Raw genomic sequence first — 19241 nt, forward strand, 5'->3', positions numbered from 1 at the left:
CCGGGGTCCTGGCCGTGCTGTTCGCGGTATTCGGAGCCAGCTTCGCCAGCCTCATCGTGCGGCCGATCCGCAGTGTCGCCAGTGGCCTGGAAGGCATCGCCCAGGGCGAAGGCGACCTGACCCGCAACCTGAATATCCGTGGCAGCGATGAAACCGCGCAACTGGCCAACTGGTTCAACCAGTTCCTCGCGGCGATCCGCAGCCTGATCCAGCACATCGGCCAGGCGGCACAGAAGATTCTCGCCACCTCCCATTCCTCGACCCAGGTTTCCAGCGACATGGCCGAAGCCGCCGGACGCCAGCGCGAAGCGGTGGACATGGTGTCCACGGCCTTCCACGAAATGGTTGCCACGGCCAACGAAGTGGCCCGCTCCTGCAGCCAGGCCGCCGAATCGGCGGACAGTGGCCAGCGTCAGGCCCAGCAAGGCCAGCAGCAGATCGACGACGCGGTGCACAGCGTCGACCGCCTGAGCCAGGAGATCGAGCAGTCGGCGCAATCGATGCAGCAACTGGAACGCGACAGCAACGACATCCAGTCGATTCTCGGCACCATCCGCTCCATCGCCGAGCAGACCAACCTGCTGGCCCTCAACGCCGCCATCGAGGCGGCCCGGGCCGGTGAGCAGGGCCGTGGGTTTGCCGTGGTGGCCGACGAAGTCCGCGCCCTGGCCAAGCGCACCGCCGATTCCACCGCCGAGATCGACGGGCTGCTGGGCAACCTGGCCAAGCGCACCAGCGCCGTGACCCAGCAGATGCACGCCAGCCTGGAAGTGTCCCAGCAGTCGGTGAACCGCATCGGCCTGGCGCGCAACAGCTTCGGACAGATCCGCGAGTCGGTGGACGTGATCCGCGACATGAACACCCAGATCGCCACCGCCGCCGAGGAGCAGCATCAAGTGGCGGAAGACATCAACCGGCACATCAGCCAGATCCATGGCGATGCGCAACTGGTGGCGGAACTGGCCAACGCGGCGCGCCTGGACTCACAGAGCCTGGCGGGGCTGTCCAATGAGCTGGACGCCCTGGTACGGCGCTTCAAGACCTGAAGACGCTTTCGCCGGCAAGCCGGCTCCTACGGATGGGCGGCATTTCTGTGTAGGAGCCTGCGTGCCGGGGAATACCACGAACCTCAGCGTTCGATGATCGCCGTCACGCCCTGCCCGCCCGCCGCACAGATGGAAATCAGTCCGCGCCCCTGCCCCGCCACACTCAGCAACTTGGCCAGGTTGGCGACAATCCGTCCACCGGTGGCGGCAAAGGGGTGCCCCGCCGCCAGGGAGCTGCCTTTGACGTTGAGCCGGGCGCGATCGATGGGGCCCAGAGGCGCGTCGAGGCCCAGGCGGGTCTTGCAGTAATCCGCGTCCTCCCAGGCCTTGAGGGTGCACAGCACCTGGGCGGCAAAGGCTTCGTGGATCTCGTAATAGTCGAAGTCCTGCAGGCTCAGCCCGTTGCGCGCCAGCAAGCGCGGCACGGCATACACCGGAGCCATCAGCAGACCTTCGGCTCCCTTGACGAAGTCCACCGCGCCAGCCTCACCGTCGCGCAGGTAGGCGAGGATCGGCAGGCCGCGCTCCTGGGCCCATTGCTCACTGCCCAGCAACACCAGGGAGGCCCCATCGGTCAGAGGCGTGGAGTTGCCGGCAGTGAGGGTGCCCGCCGCACTGCGATCGAAGGCGGGCTTGAGGCTGGCGAGCTTTTCCAGGGTCAGGTCCGGGCGCAGGTTGTTGTCCCGGGTCAAACCGAGGAAGGGGGTGAGCAGATCGTCGTGCCAGCCTTCGGCATAGGCGGCGGCCATTTTCTGGTGGCTCTCCAGGGCCAGTTGGTCCTGTTCGCCACGGGGAATACTCCAGGTCTTGGCCATCTGCTCGCAGTGCTCGCCCATGGACAGGCCGGTGCGCGGCTCACCGTTGCGCGGCAGTTCCGGCTTGAGGTGATGGGGCCGCAACTGCAGCAGGATCTTCAGCTTGTCGCCGGTGCTCTTGGCCCGATTGGCCTGCAACAGGATCTGCCGTAGCCCCTCGTTGACCCCGATCGGCGCATCCGAGGTGGTGTCGACGCCACCGGCGATGCCGCAGTCGATCTGCCCCAGGGCAATCTTGTTGGCCACCAGCAAGGCCGCTTCCAGGCCGGTGCCGCAGGCTTGCTGGATGTCATAGGCCGGGGTCGTGGGTGACAGCCGCGAACCCAGCACGCATTCCCGGGTCAGGTTGAAGTCCCGCGAATGCTTGAGCACCGCCCCCGCCGCCACTTCGCCAAGGCGCAGGCCGTGAAGCTGGTAACGCTCGATCAGGCCCTCCAGGGCGGCCGTGAGCATGGCCTGGTTGCTGGCAGTGGCATACGGACCGTTGGAGCGGGCAAAGGGAATGCGGTTACCGCCGATAATCGCGACGCGACGCAGCTGTGTCATGGAAAGCTCCCTATTCTTTGAGTGCGACTTCGGTGAGTACGTCCCCCACTAGCGTAGGAGGCTTCTCGCAGATCGAACGACTCGGGGCCATTCGTGGTCCACACTTTGAACCCCAGCCTGCGGAGTGCGTTCCATGTCCGACCGTTATATCGACTTCGCCAATTCGTCCATCGGCCAGCGCCTGGTCGGGGCCCTTGGCCTGCCGTCACCGGTACGTCTGGAGCGCTGGCAGGCCGGCCGCCTGCGGCCCATCGAAGGCGCTCTGTTGATCGGTGGCGGCGCCATGGCCCAACAGGTGAGCGCCCTGGCACCGCGCCTGACCGACTCGGTCTACAGCTACGGCACCGATCCGGCCCTGGCCACGCCCTGGATTCCCGGGCACGGGCCCAAGCTCAAGGCCGTGGTCTTCGATGCCAGCGAACTGCTGCATACCGACCAGCTCAAGCAACTGCGGGAGTTCTTCCAGCCGCTGTTGCGAAGCCTTGAATCCAGCGCCCATCTGCTGATCCTCGGACGCGCTCCGCAATCCCTGACAGAGCCCTTTGCCGCCAGTGCCCAGCGCGCCCTGGAGGGCTTCAGTCGCTCCCTGGCCAAGGAGTTGCGCGACGGCGCCACCCTGCAACTGCTGTACGTGGCTGAGGGCGCCGAGGAGCAGTTGGAAGGCGCCTTGCGATTTTTTCTCTCGCCCAAGAGCGCCTATGTTTCCGGGCAGGTGATCCACTTGCAACCCTGCGCCAGCCAGGTCCAGGACTGGAGCCGGCCACTGGCCGGGCGCAAGGCCCTGGTCACCGGCGCGGCCCGGGGCATTGGCGCGGCCATCGCCGAAACCCTGGCCCGGGACGGGGCCCAGGTGCTGTTGCTGGATGTGCCCCAGGCCAAGGCCGATCTGGAAGCCCTGGCGGCCCGTCTGGGCGGACGCGCCATCTGCCTGGATATCTGCGCCGAGGACGCCACGGCCCAGTTGCTCGAGCAACTGCCCGAGGGCATCGACATCCTGGTGCACAACGCCGGGATCACCCGGGACAAGACCCTGGCCAACATGACCGCGGAATTCTGGGATGCGGTGCTGGCGGTGAACCTCAACGCCCCACAGATACTGACCCAGGCCCTGCTGGACAGTGGCCGCCTGCACGATCACGGACGCGTGATCCTGCTGGCCTCCATCAGCGGCATCGCCGGCAACCGCGGGCAGACCAACTACGCCGCCAGCAAGGCCGGGCTGATCGGCCTGGCCCAGGCCTGGGCTCCCTTGCTCAAGGCTCGGGACATCAGCATCAACGCCGTGGCGCCAGGCTTCATCGAGACCCAGATGACCGCCAAGGTGCCTTTCGCCTTGCGCGAAGCCGGACGCCGCATGAGCTCCCTGGGCCAGGGCGGCCTGCCTCAGGACGTCGCCGAGGCCGTGGCCTGGCTCGGCCAGCCGGGCAGTGGCGCGGTCAGCGGGCAAGCCTTGCGTGTATGTGGGCAAAGTGCCCTGGGAGCCTGAAGATGACAACGCACTGGCATGAACTGAACCTGCCTGCGCTCTTGCCGCCGCTGTATCTCAAGGCGGCGCTGAGACGGCGGGTCAATGGCACCGAGTTGCCCGAAGACGGGCTGCGCTGCTGGATCAGCCTGGAGCCCAAACGGCTGGCGGCGTATCGCAAAGTGTGCGGTTTTGCCGACAACGGCCTGCTCCCCGCCACCTATCCCCATGTGCTGGCCTTCGCGCTGCAAATGCAGCTGCTCACCGCCCAGAACTTCCCCTTCCCGTTGCTGGGGCTGGTCCATCTGGCCAACCGGATTCGAGTGTTACGCCCCATGGGCAACGTCAGCAGCGTGCGGATCGGGGTCCGGGTAGACAACCTGCAACCTCACGCCAAGGGGGCGGTGTTCGATCTGGTGACCACCGTGGACGATCTGCTGGGGCCGCTCTGGGAAGCCGAAAGCCAGATGCTCTGCCGCACAGTCAAGTTGCCCGGAGAACCTGCGGCGCCGATCCCGCCCTTGGGCGAAGGCCTGAGCGAGGTGAGCCGCTGGCAGGCCGAAAGCAATATCGGCCGACGCTACGCCAGGGTCTCTGGTGACTACAATCCTATCCACCTCAGTGCCTGGAGTGCCCGCCTGTTCGGCTTTCCCCAGGCCATAGCCCACGGCCTGTGGAACAAGGCCATGACCCTGGCGGCACTGAGCGAGCACCTGCCGGCTGCGAATATCGAAGTGTCGGTGCATTTCATGAAGCCCGTGCTACTGCCGGGAACCGTTCGCTTGCAGGCCAGCGCCGCTGGGTCCAGTGGCGAACTCCAGCTCCTGGGCAACGGCGACCTGCAACATATGCAGGGTCGCTGGCAGCCCATCGCCTGAGACGGCATCAGCCCCGGCGAATAAGCACTACGCCGGCGACGATCAGCAGTAATCCGGCAATCTTGCCGAGGCTGACCGGTACCTCGCGAAAGCCCACCCAACCAAAGTGGTCCAGGGCCAGGGCCATGCTCAACTGGCCTGCCAGCACCAGCGCCATGAACAGCAAGGCACCGATCCTTGGCCCGGCAAAGGCTGCGGTGGTGATGAAGAAGACCCCCAGCAGACCACCGCACCAGTGCCACCATGTCAGCCCCTTGAGGGCACTCAACGACGGCATCTCGCGCTGCATCAACACCAGGATCAACAAGGCTGCAGTGCCGACAAAAAAGGAAATCAGTGCTGCGGCCAGCACGCCACCGACCTGCTTGGCCAACTGACCGTTGATTCCAGCTTGCAGGGCCAGAAAGGCCCCAGCGAAAAACGGCAGGCACAACAGCCACCAGATTGGACCAGGCATCACAGGCTCCAACAATCATTCGGCCGCGCAGTATAGGCCAGCGCAGAGTTGAAAGCCCTCGACACCAACTAATAAAGCCCCCAGCCGTTGTTACCCCTCACCTGGAAAGCAAAATAAAACCCATTAATTGTGTATATATAACTTTAGTTTCAAGCTCACGAACAACACCCCACACATAGAACATAAGATATTGATAAAAAAGAACTTATAAAAAACAAATCCCCACAACCAATACTTTAAAACTAGTTCCTTGTGGAGAAATAAAAATCCAAAAATACAAGTCATTAATACCAAGTTCATAATTGTTCAAATAGTCGCTTGCGCCTTTTATGTAGACAACGGACGAAGGCATCTTCAGCAATAGAACTGGAGAGCTATCGAAAACAACGAACGTTGTAACAGGTGCAAGGGATACCTCTCATGAAAACTCAATTCGGATGGAAAGCATGTACAGCACTGGCCATGATCCTGACCCTCAGCCTGGCAGGCTGCAGCGGCGGCGGTGGCGGCCATAAGAGTGGAAGTAGCTCATCTCCAACCACTGCTGACGGTGGTACTGGTGGCGGAACGGGCGGAGGCACCGGAGGAGGCACCGGAGGCGGAACAGGTGGTGGTACCGGCGGAGGCACCGGAGGCGGAACGGGCGGTGGTACCGGTGGTGGAACAGGTGGCACCACCAGCTCCCTGGTGACCGCCGACGTGGTGTCCGGCGTGGGTACCACCGTGAGCGGTGTCGGCGACGGTATCACCGACCTGGGCAACTCTCTGGCAGCGGTTCCCGTGGTAGGTGGCCTGGTCCGCAGTGCCGTCAACACCACCGGCAATGTGGTGGACACCGTGGGTGAAGGCTTGACCAATGGCCTCGGCAAACTGGGCAGTGATCCCAAGGCCCTGAGCAAGACCACCGCCACCGTCGGCAACGTGGTCGGCGATGTGGGCGCCGGAGTCAAAGATCTCAGCGGGCAACTGGCGGCGACCACCCAAAGCGTTCCGGTAGTCGGTGGCGTGGTGACCAAGGTGGCCCCGGTACTCAGTGGTGTCGGCACCCGGGTGACCATGCTGGGCAACACCTTGAGTACCGTCACCAGCAGCGGGCCGGTAGGCACCCTGACCGATGGCGTGGGTGACAAGGTACTGGTACCGGTAGTGAGCCTGGCAGAAGGCCTGACTGGCAACGTGGGCAGCGCCACCGGCCTCGGCGCACCGGTCAAGGGATTGATCAAGAGCGTGACCGATGCTGTGGATGATGCCGGCGAGAAGGTCAGCGATACCGGTGATGGCAACCCTGTGACCGACCTGCTGGGCAACGCCCTGAGCAATACCAGCGGCGCGGTAAACAGCGCAGGTGGCTACATTGGCAAGTCAGGGAGCGGCACCGGCGGCGGTACTGGCCTGGGCGGCACCGGCTTGCTGGAAGTCGTAGGCGGTGCAGTGGCCAACCTTGGCAACGGCATCAACACCGGCAACACCAATGGCACTGTCAGCGCTGGGAGTGCAGCAGGCGGTGCGGTGGGCGGCCTGATCGCCTCGGTGGGCGGAGCCTTGGGCGGCCCAGGCACTCCCAATCTGGTGGTCACCGCGCCCCTGGCCAGTGTCGGCGTGAACCTTGGCTCGGCGTTGAATCCGGTCACCAGTTCGGTCACCGGCCTGACCCAGCAGGTGGGCGCAGCCAGCGGCCTGGGTGGTCCGGTCAGCGGTCTGCTGGGCCAAGTGGGCGGGGCTGTGAGCAATGTGGGTACTACCGTAGCCGGCAGCACGGGCGGCAATCCGGTCGGCGGCGCCCTGGGCGGCACCCTAGGTGCAGTGGGTAGCACCGTGGCCTCGGTCGGCGGTCTGGTCAACGGTGGCACTGCCCCCAGCGGCGGCTTGCTCGGTGGACTCGGGGTCGGCGCCAGCGCCAGTGGCAGCACTTCCACAGGAGCGGGTCTCAACGGTGGCCTGGGCGGTGTGCTGGGTGGGTTGACCGGCGCGTTGGGTGGCAGCAAAAAATAATTTGCACCTGGCCGATTCGACGGCCTCACCTACAGCGCCTACGCTTGGTTGAGGGCGAGGGATTCAGATGAGTCTCTCGCCTTTTTGTTTATAAGAGCATGACAATCCAGCACCTGATCATGGCTCAGACCCTGAACGGTGCATGGAATGAGGACTTTTAGCACCGCTGCGGCTTGACCATGGAGTGTCCTATGCGCACGTTGGCCAGTTTGTTGTTGATTGGATGCTGTACCTCCGCCTACGCCGACTCCCTTCCCCGTTTTCTCAACAGTAACGACAGCATTACCAACCTCCCCCAGCCCAACCTGCCGGTGGACGCCTACCGCCCGGCCACACCGCAGCCGCAGATGCCCGAGCAACCCGTAGCCCCCCAAGGGCAGCAGCCGCTGATGATGGGCACCAAGGTCACGGTGCGCCAGGTACAGATCGAAGGCGGCACGGTCTACCCTCTTGAGGAGTTGGCGGCGATCTACCAGCCATTGATCGGCCATGAAACCAGCTTCGCTCAATTGATCGAGGCCACCCGCGAGATCACCCGACGCTACCAGAACGACGGCTACCTGCTGTCCTATGCCTTCATGCCGCAGCAGAACTTCGACCAGGGTGTCCTGCGGGTGGTGCTGGTGGAAGGCTATATCAGGGACTACCAGTTGCAGGGCGACATCGGTCCGGTGTCCGCCTACCTGGACAAACTGGTGAGCAAGCTAAAGGCCGAGCGCCCGCTGACCCGCAAGACCTTCGAACGCTATACCACGCTGATGGGCCGGGTACCGGGTGTGACCCTGCAGGCGGTGGTGCCGCCACCGGGAACCACCGACGGTGCGACGCAACTGGTGGCCGTGGCCAGCCGCAAGCCCATCACCACCACCCTCAACAGCACCGACGACAACCGCAATGGTCTGCAGGCCTTGGTGGGCATTACCAGCAATTCGCAAACTGCCTGGGGCGAACGGCTCAGCCTCAGCGGATTGTTCCCCCCAGGCAAGGACAAGGAACACTACTACCGCCTGGACTACAGCCAGTTGCTGGATTCCGAGGGCACGCAACTGAGCCTCTACGGTGCGCGCTACCGCAGTGATCCACGCAGCAACGTGCAATTGGTCAATGGCCTGGAGCTTGAGCCCCATCGCGAGAACGACCGTTTCTCCATTGGCATCAACCTCCCCTTCATCGCCTCGCCCAATGAGATGTTCACCGCCGGTACGCGCCTGTATGCAGTGAACGACAAGACTCGCTATCGGGTGAGCAACACTCCCCTGACCCTGGAAGAGGAGACCGATATCCGCGCCCTGGCCCTGGAGGGCGACTGGAGCAAGTCCGATCCGCGCCAACTGCGAATCCTCAGCGCCGGTATCTACCAGGGCCTGGACAGCATGGGGGCCAAGACCAACAACGAATTCTACGACCTGGATTTCTTCCGCCTGCGTGTGGCGGGGGTACAGAGCGACCGTTTCTTCGACAACCTGCAGGGCGTGCTTTCCGCGGCCCTGTACTGGAGCGACGACAACCTGCCCGACAGTGAACGGGCCAGTTTCGGCGGGCAGAACTTCGCGCGTGGTTACCCCGACGATCAGGCCACCGGCGACAAGGGTTGGGGCGTGGCCTATGAGGTGAACTACAGCTTCCATCGTGAGGGTCCCTGGGTTCGGGTACTGCAACCCTACGTCGTGCTGGACCGCTCCAAGACCTGGTTCAACCAACTGCCGGTCAAGGGCAGCAACCTGTCATCGGCGGCTGTGGGCCTGCGCTTCGGCGACTCCAAGTACTACAACATCGCTCTGGAGGCAGCCAAGCCCATGTCCGATGAAGCCCTGGACACCTACAACCGCCGACCGCGCTACACCCTCAGCTTCAGCTATCAGCTCTGAACAGTTGCGTGATTGTGACCCGCTCGCCAGCGGGTCTTTTTTTGCCGGTCAAAAACGCTGGTGCAAGCCTGGATGTCAGGGACCGACCACATGCAGCCGGGGTTGGGGAAACAGATTATTGAGGGTTTCCAGCAGGCGCACGTGATAGATCGGCTTGCGGAACAGATCCAGGACCTGCAGGCGCAACAGGTCACTGACGTCATCCATGTCTGCGTGACCCGACATGACGATCACCGGCAAGTGCTGGCGGGAGGTGTGCTCTCGCAGCCTCTTGATAAGCGACAGGCCTCCCTCCTCCGGCATGCGCAGGTCAGTGATTACCAGGGCGATATCCGGATGTCGGGTGAGGTGCTCCAGCGCACGTTTCACCGAGGTGGCGGTAAAGCAGCAGAAACCTTCGCCCTCCAGCAGCTCGGCGAGTTCCATCAACGCGTCTTCTTCGTCGTCCACCAGCAGCAATTGCTGGCGTGCGGGTTGGGGGGAAGTCATGGACAGTACCCTGGAGTGAGCGTCACGCCCGTGGTTGAACGCAGCCGTCGAACATCAGGCCACCGACGGCGCAACCGCCAGCAGGCCTTCGGTTCGAGAAAACCGAAGGCCTGCACGGAACCGGGGGTGGCTTGAAGGTCTGTCGAGCGCTGCCCAGCGGCTGCTCATCCGGGCAATCTCGATGATCAAGGGGTAGGCCGGGTGACGGTGGTGCCTCCAAGGTTGGTCAGGATGTTGTTGAAGATAGCCAGCACGCGATCCCCCAGGGGGGTGACGAACGCTACGACCACTACTGCCACCATCGCCACGACAATCGCGTACTCGATCGCGGATGCGCCTTCGGTGCGGTCAAAAAACAGGCGCGCCCTGAGCAACAAATATTGAAGAATCATCCTAGCTCTCCTTTGCGCCGCAAGGCGCCACTGGAACAGCACCGGGCAAAATTCCCCGCTGCCACCTGAGCATTGTCAACAATGCCCGGCCCAGCAACTGTAAGAACTAATTAATCACTAAGTATTAATCGGATGGTTGGCGCCAAAAAACCACTCCCGTTGAGCAACTCATACTTTTGTTAGCTATTTTTCGCCGAGTTAATGGCATTTCGTCCTAGCTCAACTACCTTCACATAGCGAAATAGTTGCATGTTCATAGCTGCCTGATTGCGAAATTAACTCGTTTGGAATCACGGGCTGGTAGTGCAGCAGGATAGGGAGAGCCTTTATGAACAGTCGCGTCACCATGGGTCTGGCTGGACTTCTGCTGCTGGGTGCGGTGTTTTTCGGTTACTGGGGCCTGGTCCTCAGCCGTCAACCCGAACCGGCACCACCGGCTCAACCGGTGGCCCCCCGAGTCGTCGAACAAATCACCAGCAATGCCGAGGACCAGACTCGCCAACCCGTGGTGGTACTGGTGCGTGATGTGCCACCTTTCGTTCCCCTCACCGCCGCGGATCTGGCGCTGGAAAAACTGCGCACCGCGCCGGCCGGCAGCCTCAGTGCCATTGATCAGGCTGTGGGACGTACGCCCTGGCGGCAACTGAGCGCTGGCACCTGGCTCAACGCCCAGAGTTTCGATACCGGTGGCGCCCTGGCACGGATGATTCGCAGTGATGAACGGGCCCTGGCGGTAGCGGTGGATGAAGTGATCGGCGCCGCCGGGCAACTGAGCCCAGGGGACTATGTCGACGTGCTGCTGTTCCTGCGCCAGGACACGACCAATCCCCAGCAATCGGCACAGATCGCCGTGCCCGCCATGCGGGTACTGGCGGTGGGCGAGCAACTGGGACTGACCAACGACGGACAGCCTGCCGCCCCTGCCGTGAGCAGTGAGGAGAGGCTCAAACAGGACCAGCGCCGCATTGCCGCCCGTACCGTGGTCCTGGCCGTTCCCGAGCAGCTCTTGAGCCGGCTGATGCTCGCCACCCAGGTCGGTGTGCTGCGACTGGCCGTGCGTAGCAGCGAGGAACAGCGCCTGGCCCACTACTGGGCTGGCCATGAGGACGCCATCGGCCACCTCGATGCAGCCAACAGCAACCTGTTCCAGTTCACTCAACTGGCCCTCGGCAGCGCTCCCCGTAGTCCGGTCGCCCACGGTGGCGCACCACGCTCGGCGGTGGAGGTCATCCGAGGTAACCAGGTTTCTCAACAAACTCCCTGATTGAGCAAGGATGCACTACATGCGCAGTCGTTCCATGCCGCTGTTCACCACACTGCTGACCCTGGGCCTGAGTCAGTTGCTCTGGAACCAGGCCCTGGCGGCACCAGTGTCGGGCTGCTCGAGCCTGGCACCGTTGCCGGCAGTGCTGGAAGTGGGCGAAGGTTTGCAGCAGGAGCTGCAGTCCCCGGTGGCCATCACCCGCCTGGCGGTGGGCGATCCGAAAGTCGCCGATGTCCACGCCAACGGCAACAAGGCCTTTCTCCTCACGGGCATGGCCCCCGGCGCCACCAGCCTGATGGTCTGGACCTCCTGCTCCAGTACTGCGCGCCAGAGCATGGTGTTCGTGCGCGGTCGGGCCACTGCCGACATGACCGCCAGCCGCTTGCCAATCAGCAACGACCCGTTGCTGCCCAGCCAGGTACAGACCGACATCCGCTTCGTCGAAGTCAGCCGCACCAAGCTCAAGGAGGCCAGTGCCTCGATCTTCGGCCGCGGGCACAACTTCCTGTTCGGCTCTCCCGGCACCGCTCCCATCAGCGGCGGTACCTCCGGCAGCGTCACCCCGACCTTCGGTGGCCGGCGCACCAACATCCCCCTGGACAATGGCACCTTCAATATCGGCTTCGGCAACGGCCGGGTGCTGACCCTGATCAACGCGCTGGAGGGCAGCGGCTTCGCCTACACCCTGGCCCGGCCGTCCCTGGTGGCCCTCAGTGGCCAGAGTGCGAGCTTCCTCGCCGGTGGCGAGATTCCTATTCCGGTACCCAGCACCGGGAGCGACAGCGTGACCATCGAATACAAGGAATTCGGCATCCGCCTGACCCTGACTCCCACCATTGTCGACAGCGGTCGCATCTCGCTGAAAGTGGCCCCGGAAGTCAGCGAGCTGGACTACAGCAACGGCGTGACCATCGCCGGGACCGTGGTACCGGCACTGACCGTGCGCCGCACGGACACCAGTGTCTCCCTGGCCGATGGCGAAAGTTTCGTCATCAGCGGCCTGATCAGCACCCGCAACAGTTCCCAGGTGAGCAAGTTTCCGGGGCTGGGGGACATTCCGGTACTGGGGGCGTTCTTTCGCGACTCGACGATCAATCGCGAAGAGCGCGAGCTGCTGATGGTGGTCACTCCGCACCTGGTCCAGCCCCTGGCCGCCGACGCCAAGCTGCCGGCCTTGCCCGGTGAGCGGTTGCGCAGCTACGACCCGAACTTCTATCGCATGTTCTTCCTCGAGAACGGCAACTTCGACAAGCGCAGCGGGCTATCGCAATGAGCCAGAGCCTGAGCCAGACCTTTCTTGCCATCACCCGCAACAGCACTGACCTTGAGTGGCTGCAAGGGGCCCTGGCGCCCCTGGGCCAGGTGGTGGGGGCCGATGGTAGCCTCGACGAGTTGCTGGCACTGGTGGACGTGACCTTCGCCAATCTGGTGTTCGTCGGCCTCGACCGCGAACATGTGGTGGCCCAGGCCGCGCTGATCGAAGGGGCCCTGGAAGCCAAGCCGATGCTGGCGATCGTCGCCCTCGGCGATGGTATGGACAATCAATTGGTACTCAACGCCATGCGCGCCGGCGCCCGGGACTTCGTCGCTTACGGCTCGCGCTCCAGTGAGGTCGCCGGCCTGGTCAGGCGCTTGAGCAAGCGGCTGCCGGCGGTGACGCCCAACACCCAGCTGGGTGGCCTGACTGTGCTCTATGGCGCGCAAAGCGACAGCGACGGTGCACTCCTGGCTGGACACCTGGCACTGGTGGTACAGAAGAGTGGCCAGCAGACCCTGTTGCTGGACCTCGGCCTGCCCCGTGGCGACAGCCTGGCGCTGTTGGGGCTGGAGAGCTCGTTCCATTTCGGTGATGCCCTGCGACACCTGCGGCGCCTGGACGCCACCCTGATCGACAGTGCCTTCACCAGCACTGAAGCGGGTTTGCGAATCCTCGCCTATGCCAGTCACGACGAGCCCCTGGAACACACCAGCGCAGCTGAGCTGTACATGTTGCTCAGCGCACTGCGCCAGCACTTCCAGCACATCGTGGTGAACCTCGTTGGCCAGCCGGACAGCGAAGCCCTGCGGACCTTCGTCAGCCATTGCGACAAGCTGCTGTGGTGCACCGACCAGAATGTCCTCGATTGCCGGCGCAACCTGGCAGTCCTCAATCATTGGCGCGAAAAGGGCATGAAACTGGAACACGCGCGCTTGCTGGTGGACCGCTACCTGCGCGCCGTCACTCCGGATTCCGAAACCCTGGGCAAGACCTTCGGCCTGGAAGTGATCGCGGTGCTGGCCTACAGCCCGGAGGTACGCCTGAACGCCAAGAACCAGGGGGTCACCCTGTTTGAAATGGCCCCCCGGGAGAGCCTGACCCAAAGTATTCGCACCTTGGGCGAACGCCTGGCCAAGCGCTCCGAAGGCCTGCCCCAGCCCAAGGCCGGCTGGCTCAATAGAATCATGGGGGGCAAATGAGCGGCGAAAAACTCTTTGGCGCCCCGGCCCGCACGGCACCGGGCAATAGCGACCACGAAGGCCTGAAACTGGTGCTGCATCGCTACATCATCGATGCCATCGAAGAGTCGGGAAAAAACCTGCTGGAGAGCTCCCGGCAGAACCTCTCGCAGTTCGTCACCGACAAAGTGGCGGAGTACATCGCGCGCATGCACCTGGCGATTTCCCGCTATGAAATGGAACGGCTGGCGGAGGAGATCGTCGATGAGCTGACCGGCTTCGGCCCCTTGGAAGTGCTGCTGCGCGATCCGGCGGTGACCGAGATTCTGGTCAACGGCCCGCACCGGGTGTTTGTCGAGCGCGACGGCGTCCTGCACCAGAGCGACCTGCGCTTCATCGACGCCCACCACGTCGAGCGGGTCATGCAACGGATCCTCGCGCCCCTGGGCCGACGCCTCGACGAGTCCTCGCCGATGGTCGATGCGCGCCTGCCGGACGGCAGCCGGGTCAACGCGATCATCCCGCCGATTGCCCTGGACGGGCCCTGCCTGTCGATTCGTAAATTTCGCAAGGACATGCTCAAGAGCAGCGACCTGATCGCCATGCAGACCATCGACCTGGCGATCTTCGAGTTCCTCCAGGAAGCCGTGGGCAAACGCTGCAACATCCTGATCAGCGGCGGCACCGGTACCGGCAAGACCACCCTGCTGAACATCCTCAGCCAGTTGATCAATCCCCACGAGCGGCTGGTAACCATCGAAGACGTGGCCGAACTGCAACTGGGACACCCCCATGTGGTGCGCCTGGAAACCCGCCCGCCCAATGCCGAGGGCCATGGCGAGGTCAAGGCCAGCGACCTGATCCGCAACGCCCTGCGGATGCGCCCGGACCGGATCATCCTCGGTGAGATCCGCGGCGTGGAAGTGCTGGATGTACTGACTGCGATGAACACCGGCCACGATGGTTCCATGAGTACGGTGCACGCCAACAACGCCCAGGATGCCCTGCTGCGCCTGGAGACCCTGGTGGGCCTGACCGGCCGTCAGATCGCCGAGCGCACGTTGCGGCAGATGATCTGTGCAGCCCTGGATGTGGTGATCCAGTTGACCCGCCTGCCCGATGGCCGGCGCTGCGTCAGCGAAGTGGTGGAGGTGGTGGGCATTCGCGATGACATCTATGTCACCAATACCCTGTTCCGCCTGGATCGCCGCAGCGGCTTGGGCTTTGGCTTCTTGCGCGAGGCACTCAACCCGGCGGGGGACAAACTGCGCCGCGAGAGCGGGCTGGGCGTCAATTGAACCGGCGAGGTAGCCCATGATCGGTCTGCTGCTTACCTTGATCTGCCTGATTCTGCTGGGGCTTTCCGGCTGGCTGTTCTACCACGGCGTGCGCAAGACCGAGCGTGAACGGGTGCTCAATCGGCTGGCCGAAGGGCAACCCGAACTGAGCCCGCAACGCAGTTCATGGACCGGTCTGGAGCGCGCCTTCGCCCGCGCCGGCCTGGGCCAGCCCAGTGAGCGCCTGGGCCTGTGGCTGGCGGTGTGGGCAGTGCTCATGTTGCTGGGCTACCTGCTGGGGGACTGGCTCGGACTGCTGGGCTGCATCTTCGGCCCACCTCTGCTGTTGCGCCTGTATATCGCCTGGCTGTACCAGCGCCGGCTCAAACGCATGATCGAGCAACTGCCCCCCTTGCTGGATCACAGCGTGCGCAGCCTGAAGTCCGGACGCACCCTGGCAGATGCCGTGCTGGGAGCCATCGAGGCCAGCAACGATCCGCTGAAACAAGCCATGGGGCGTATCCAGCGCAATGTGCAGTTGGGGGTCAATCTGCCGGACGCGGTCAGCGATTTCGCCGAGTTCTACGAACAGGACGAGTTACGCATGTTCGCCCTGGGCCTCAAGGTCAATCACCGTTACGGCGGCAACGCCAGCGAGCTACTGGAAAACCTCATCAAGCTGATTCGCGAGCGCGAGCAAGGGGCCCGACAACTGAGCGCGATGACCGGCGAAACCCGCATGACCGCCTGGGTCCTGGGAACCCTGCCGCTGCTGCTGGTGGGCTACTTCATGCTCACCAACCCGGGCTACATGCTGGGCATGTGGCACGACCCTTCCGGACAGAAAATGCTGATCACTGCCGTGTGCCTGCAGATCTTCGGCTGCCTGGCCCTGTGGCGCATGTTGAGGAGTATCTGAAATGCTTCTGCTGGCCGCTGCGATGCTGTTTTTCGGAGCCTTGTTGCTGCTTGGCAACGGCGTGCTGGAGCAACGCCGGCGCGAACGCCAGATTGCCCAGCGACTGCAGGGCAACATGACCCGTGACAACCGCCTGGGCAGTTGGCTGCGACTGCTGGGCGACAGCCGTTTCGGCCAGCGCGCTGTCAGCATGGACAGCGAAACGCAAATTCTGCTCAACCGTCTGGGCTGGCGTCGCGCCACCCAGCGCTCGCTGTTCGCCGCCAGCCAGATCGCGACCCCGGTGCTGGCGGTGTGCCTGGTGATCTTCGTCCAGGAAGTGGCGTTCCCCCACGCTCAAAGCAAATGGCTGGTACCGATGCTGGCTGCCGGGGCCGGCTATCTGCTGCCCAAGCGTGCCCTGGCCTACGCCGCTCACCGCCGGCAGAAGCATATCGCCCTGGAGATCTCCACCTTCATTCCCCTGCTGCGCATCCTGTTCGAATCGGGCATGGCCGTGGAACAGGCCCTGCGGGTCCTGAGCAACGAAGCCGGGAAGTTGCTGCCGGAACTGACCCACGAGCTGCGCCTGATCCTGGTACGGGTCGATTCGGGCCTGGAACTGGGCCAGGAGCTCAACCAGACCGCGACCCTGCTGGCGGTGGACGAATTCACCGACACCTGCGTGATTCTCCAGCAACTGATACTGCAAGGCGGCGGGGCGATGAAATCCCTGCAGGCCCTCAAACAGTTGCTCGACGACCGGCGCCTGACCCGCCTGCAGGAATACATATCGAAAATGTCGGCCAAAATGTCGGTGGTGATGATGCTGTTTCTCTTCCCCGCCTTGTTGATCGTGCTGGCCGGGCCGGGCTTCACCGCCATCGCCCGAGCCTTTGCTTCCTAGAGGGAATCTGATGAAAGCCATGATTGTCGCCGCCAGCCTGTTGCTGCTCGGCGGGTGCGCCAGCAACGGTCAGGTGCCGTGGGCGGCCCTGACCAACTCCGCCAGTTGCGCCAAGCTCAGCTCCGAGCAGGAACTGGCGGTGAACCTCGCCGATGAGATGGCCAACGACGGCAAGCTGCACGCCAGCCTTGCCAACCTGCAGAACCTGCCGGACAACCTCGCCGAGGTGCGAGTGCGCAAGGCCCGGGTCTACCGGCTGCTGGGGCGTAGTGAAGCCGAGCCGCTGTACCGCAGCCTGCTGGGCTCCTGCCTGGCCGCCGAGGGTGAACATGGCCTGGGGCAATTGGCGGCAGCCCGAGGTGACAACGGCCAGGCCCAGACTCACCTGCAAAGGGCCGCACGACTGGCACCGACCAATGAAAAAATCCGCAACGACCTGGGAGTCGTCTACCTCAACCAGTTGCGCATCGAAGATGCACGCTTCGAATTCCTCACCGCCATCGAGCTCAAACAATCCGAGCCGCTGGCGGCCATCAACCTGGTGACCCTGTTGCTCTATCAGGACAACTGGAAGCAAGCCGCCGAAGTGGTCAGCCAGGCCAACCTGAATCCCCAGCAGTTTGCCCAGGCCCAGGCCCGCGCCGAGGAGCTCGGAAAACCCGCGATAACCACCGCCTCCGTGTCCCAGGTGGCCAAGGGGTCCACCACCCTGCAGCCTGAGGTCACCCCGTCCAAGGAGCGCTGAAAATGAAACTGCCCATGTTCTGCTGCACCGTCCTGCTGACGCTGCCCCTGACCGCCCAGGCCATCGACGCAGGCCCCGCCTCGCCCCAGCAGCAGGAGACCGAAGGCTGGCTGCTGTTGCAAAGTCGCAACCTGGTGGCCTCGCCGCAGCCACAGACGGCGACCCCCACGGAACGTGAGCTGGCGTTGCAACGCTGGCTGAAAAAATATCAATACGAAATTCCGGACCTGTACGATCCGGATGCCGGTGGCAAGGTGAAAACCAAATAGTCAGGAGGCAATCAAGCGGCGGTGAAACCAGCACCGCCGCCACGCACGACTCGCTATCAGTGGGCGGTGACCCGCTGGCGCAGTCCCGAATTGCTCGGTGACAAGGCCAGGGCCAGCTGTGTGCGGTTGTGCATGTGGGTCAGCCGCAGGACCTGGGAAACGTAGAGTTTGACGGTGTTTTCGGTGATCCCCAGTTCGCAGGCGATCTGATAGTTGGTCTGCCCCTTGCCCACCAGTCGCGCCACGTCCAGTTGTCGTGGCGACAGCTGGTTGAAGATTGCCGGCATCTCGATGGAGTCCGTGTCTGCGGCGCTGTCGCCCTGAGACTCCTCGCTGCGGCTGGCGGCGGGCGTACGCCGGACCTTGTCCAGGTCCTGGTACAAATCGTCGATGGACTCCGAAAGAAACTGCAGCTTCTGGTTCAGGTGCCCCAGGTGCAAGTTCTTCTGCCGCTCCTGCAAGGCGACTTCCTGACGCTGCAGGCCTTCGAGGAGTTCGTCCAGGTCGATGGGTTTCTGGTAGTAGTCGGCAATGCCCGCGCGCAGGGCCTTGATCACATCCTGTTTGTCCGACTGGCCGGTGAGCATGATCGCTTCGAATACCCGATGCTTGCCGGCCAGCCGCTGCAGTTCCTGCACCAGCTGGATACCGTCCATATCGGGCATGTGCAGGTCGGACAGTACCAGGGAGATTTCCGGGTCCTTGTTGAAGCAATCCACAGCCTGGCGGCTGGACTCGCAAGGAACACAACGGTAACCACTGCTTTCAAGAAACTCGCAAAGTTCTTCGACAATCAGTGGCTGATCATCGACCACGAGCACTTTCATCTGTGAGGTGAGCTTGTTCACGTGCTACTCCGTGCGGGCCGATCGTCGACTGGCCACTCCTGTCCTGCCCCGCAGGATCCGGGCAGCTACAACTTAAAACCTAGACCCACTTTCCGACTATGTACATAGCATTAATCAGCCCGGCGACTAGTGGATCACGCTCATAGTTAAGACCATTCCAGCCAGTACAAAGGGGGCAAATGGGTATTTTTTTGACAAGCCCCGGCCGGACGCTCCCCCTTGGGGCCCAAGCCCTTGTTTCTGCTGCACCCAGAGCCTGGGAGCGATCAGCAGCCACACCAGGCTGCAGAGCCCGGCGCCGATAAAGGCCCCCAGCAGATGCTCAGGGTCGCAGAGCAGCCCCAGGGCCGCCATCAACTTGACGTCCCCCGCGCCCATCCGGCCCATGGCATACCCGGGCAGGGTGAACAGCAGGGCCAGCAACAATGCCCAACCGCCCTGTGCGGCACTGGCACCCAGCCAGGTATTGCCGGTCCACAACAGGTAAAGGACGGCCAGCAGTGCGGCGCCCAGAGTCAAGGTGTTGGCGATGCGCCGCTGATGCAGATCCTGCAGCGCACAGATTGCCAACCAGATCCACAAAACCCAGAAATGCATCGCCTAAAACGGTTCCTTTTGCCGGATTGATCCTATGCTCAATGGACATAGT

At 63.3% G+C, this 19241-nt stretch carries 20 protein-coding genes; 14 read left to right on the forward strand and 6 right to left on the reverse strand.

All coding sequences use genetic code 11. From position 1 onward, the window contains the following. Nucleotides 1-1046: methyl-accepting chemotaxis protein (locus tag BLX41_RS35655; protein WP_259744995.1), on the forward strand; the 1046-nt coding region annotated here is incomplete at its 5' end. Nucleotides 1047-1129: 83 nt separating this feature from the next. Here BLX41_RS35655 and BLX41_RS18000 read toward each other — a convergent pair. After that, on the reverse strand, nucleotides 1130-2407 hold the full coding sequence (locus tag BLX41_RS18000) for an acetyl-CoA C-acetyltransferase (protein ID WP_123725980.1): 1278 nt from the start codon (nucleotides 2405-2407) through the stop codon (nucleotides 1130-1132). Nucleotides 2408-2540: 133 nt separating this feature from the next. Here BLX41_RS18000 and BLX41_RS18005 point away from each other — a divergent pair, with 133 nt between their 5' ends. Beyond that, on the forward strand, nucleotides 2541-3893 hold the full coding sequence (locus BLX41_RS18005; RefSeq protein ID WP_123725981.1) for a 3-oxoacyl-ACP reductase: 1353 nt from the start codon (nucleotides 2541-2543) through the stop codon (nucleotides 3891-3893). Nucleotides 3894-3895: 2 nt separating this feature from the next. Then, a complete protein-coding gene (locus tag BLX41_RS18010; RefSeq protein ID WP_123725982.1) occupies nucleotides 3896-4750 on the forward strand; it encodes a MaoC family dehydratase in 855 nt (284 codons plus the stop codon). 7 nt (nucleotides 4751-4757) lie between these two features. Here the strand turns inward: BLX41_RS18010 and BLX41_RS18015 are convergent, their stop codons facing one another. Next, complete coding sequence (locus BLX41_RS18015) at nucleotides 4758-5207, reverse strand: DMT family transporter (protein WP_123725983.1); 450 nt, start codon at nucleotides 5205-5207, stop codon at nucleotides 4758-4760. Between the two features lie 517 nt (nucleotides 5208-5724). On the opposite strand from BLX41_RS18015, the gene BLX41_RS35660 reads away from it, so the two are divergent. The 3 genes from BLX41_RS35660 to BLX41_RS18025 all read left to right on the forward strand — a co-directional run bounded on the left by BLX41_RS35660 (nucleotide 5725) and on the right by BLX41_RS18025 (nucleotide 9067). After that, the gene (locus BLX41_RS35660; protein ID WP_259744996.1) at nucleotides 5725-5898 is read left to right on the forward strand and encodes a hypothetical protein; all 174 of its coding nucleotides are present in this window, start codon (nucleotides 5725-5727) and stop codon (nucleotides 5896-5898) included. Beyond that, on the forward strand, nucleotides 5895-7199 hold the full coding sequence (locus tag BLX41_RS18020; RefSeq protein ID WP_259744997.1) for a collagen-like triple helix repeat-containing protein: 1305 nt from the start codon (nucleotides 5895-5897) through the stop codon (nucleotides 7197-7199). The genes BLX41_RS35660 and BLX41_RS18020 overlap by 4 nt, the downstream gene beginning before the upstream one ends. Nucleotides 7200-7390: 191 nt before the next feature. Further along, entirely contained in the window at nucleotides 7391-9067 is a 1677-nt protein-coding gene (locus BLX41_RS18025) for a ShlB/FhaC/HecB family hemolysin secretion/activation protein (protein ID WP_123725985.1), read from the forward strand. 75 nt (nucleotides 9068-9142) lie between these two features. Here BLX41_RS18025 and BLX41_RS18030 read toward each other — a convergent pair whose 3' ends face one another. Together BLX41_RS18030 and BLX41_RS18035 are read right to left on the reverse strand one after the other, a co-directional pair. After that, nucleotides 9143-9556 (reverse strand): response regulator, encoded by a 414-nt coding sequence (locus BLX41_RS18030; RefSeq protein ID WP_123725986.1) that lies wholly within the window; start codon nucleotides 9554-9556, stop codon nucleotides 9143-9145. Between the two features lie 185 nt (nucleotides 9557-9741). After that, the gene (locus BLX41_RS18035) at nucleotides 9742-9948 is read right to left on the reverse strand and encodes a Flp family type IVb pilin (RefSeq protein WP_123725987.1); all 207 of its coding nucleotides are present in this window, start codon (nucleotides 9946-9948) and stop codon (nucleotides 9742-9744) included. 328 nt (nucleotides 9949-10276) lie between these two features. Here BLX41_RS18035 and cpaB point away from each other — a divergent pair, with 328 nt between their 5' ends. Genes cpaB through BLX41_RS18075 form a run of 8 tightly spaced genes read left to right on the forward strand, consistent with a single transcriptional unit; the run spans nucleotide 10277 to nucleotide 17744 of the window. After that, nucleotides 10277-11212, forward strand: coding sequence for a Flp pilus assembly protein CpaB (cpaB, locus tag BLX41_RS18040; RefSeq protein WP_123725988.1), 936 nt, complete (start codon nucleotides 10277-10279; stop codon nucleotides 11210-11212). Between the two features lie 19 nt (nucleotides 11213-11231). Next, on the forward strand, nucleotides 11232-12485 hold the full coding sequence (locus BLX41_RS18045; RefSeq protein WP_123726015.1) for a type II and III secretion system protein family protein: 1254 nt from the start codon (nucleotides 11232-11234) through the stop codon (nucleotides 12483-12485). Further along, nucleotides 12482-13669: a CpaE/TadZ family protein gene (locus tag BLX41_RS18050; RefSeq protein WP_123725989.1), complete on the forward strand. Its 1188-nt coding sequence runs from the start codon at nucleotides 12482-12484 to the stop codon at nucleotides 13667-13669. Before BLX41_RS18045 ends, BLX41_RS18050 begins: the two co-directional genes overlap by 4 nt. Then, nucleotides 13666-14946 carry a TadA family conjugal transfer-associated ATPase gene (locus tag BLX41_RS18055; protein ID WP_123725990.1) on the forward strand — a complete coding sequence of 427 codons (1281 nt, stop codon included), beginning with the start codon at nucleotides 13666-13668 and terminating at the stop codon, nucleotides 14944-14946. The genes BLX41_RS18050 and BLX41_RS18055 overlap by 4 nt, the downstream gene beginning before the upstream one ends. Before the next feature lie 16 nt (nucleotides 14947-14962). Then, on the forward strand, nucleotides 14963-15844 hold the full coding sequence (locus BLX41_RS18060; protein ID WP_123725991.1) for a type II secretion system F family protein: 882 nt from the start codon (nucleotides 14963-14965) through the stop codon (nucleotides 15842-15844). Between the two features lies 1 nt (nucleotide 15845). Next, nucleotides 15846-16730, forward strand: a complete 885-nt coding sequence (locus BLX41_RS18065; protein WP_123725992.1) for a type II secretion system F family protein — start codon at nucleotides 15846-15848, stop codon at nucleotides 16728-16730. 10 nt (nucleotides 16731-16740) lie between these two features. Next, the gene (locus BLX41_RS18070; protein ID WP_123725993.1) at nucleotides 16741-17475 is read left to right on the forward strand and encodes a tetratricopeptide repeat protein; all 735 of its coding nucleotides are present in this window, start codon (nucleotides 16741-16743) and stop codon (nucleotides 17473-17475) included. Nucleotides 17476-17477: 2 nt separating this feature from the next. Continuing rightward, the gene (locus BLX41_RS18075) at nucleotides 17478-17744 is read left to right on the forward strand and encodes a DUF3613 domain-containing protein (RefSeq protein ID WP_123725994.1); all 267 of its coding nucleotides are present in this window, start codon (nucleotides 17478-17480) and stop codon (nucleotides 17742-17744) included. 56 nt (nucleotides 17745-17800) lie between these two features. On the opposite strand, the gene BLX41_RS18080 is transcribed toward BLX41_RS18075, so the two are convergent. Next, entirely contained in the window at nucleotides 17801-18592 is a 792-nt protein-coding gene (locus BLX41_RS18080; RefSeq protein ID WP_123725995.1) for a response regulator transcription factor, read from the reverse strand. A gap of 126 nt (nucleotides 18593-18718) precedes the next feature. After that, complete coding sequence (locus BLX41_RS18085; RefSeq protein ID WP_123725996.1) at nucleotides 18719-19189, reverse strand: prepilin peptidase; 471 nt, start codon at nucleotides 19187-19189, stop codon at nucleotides 18719-18721. Nucleotides 19190-19241: the final 52 nt, after the last annotated feature.

Source organism: Pseudomonas protegens (genome assembly GCF_003732485.1).
In the GTDB taxonomy this organism is placed as follows: domain Bacteria; phylum Pseudomonadota; class Gammaproteobacteria; order Pseudomonadales; family Pseudomonadaceae; genus Aquipseudomonas; species Aquipseudomonas protegens_B.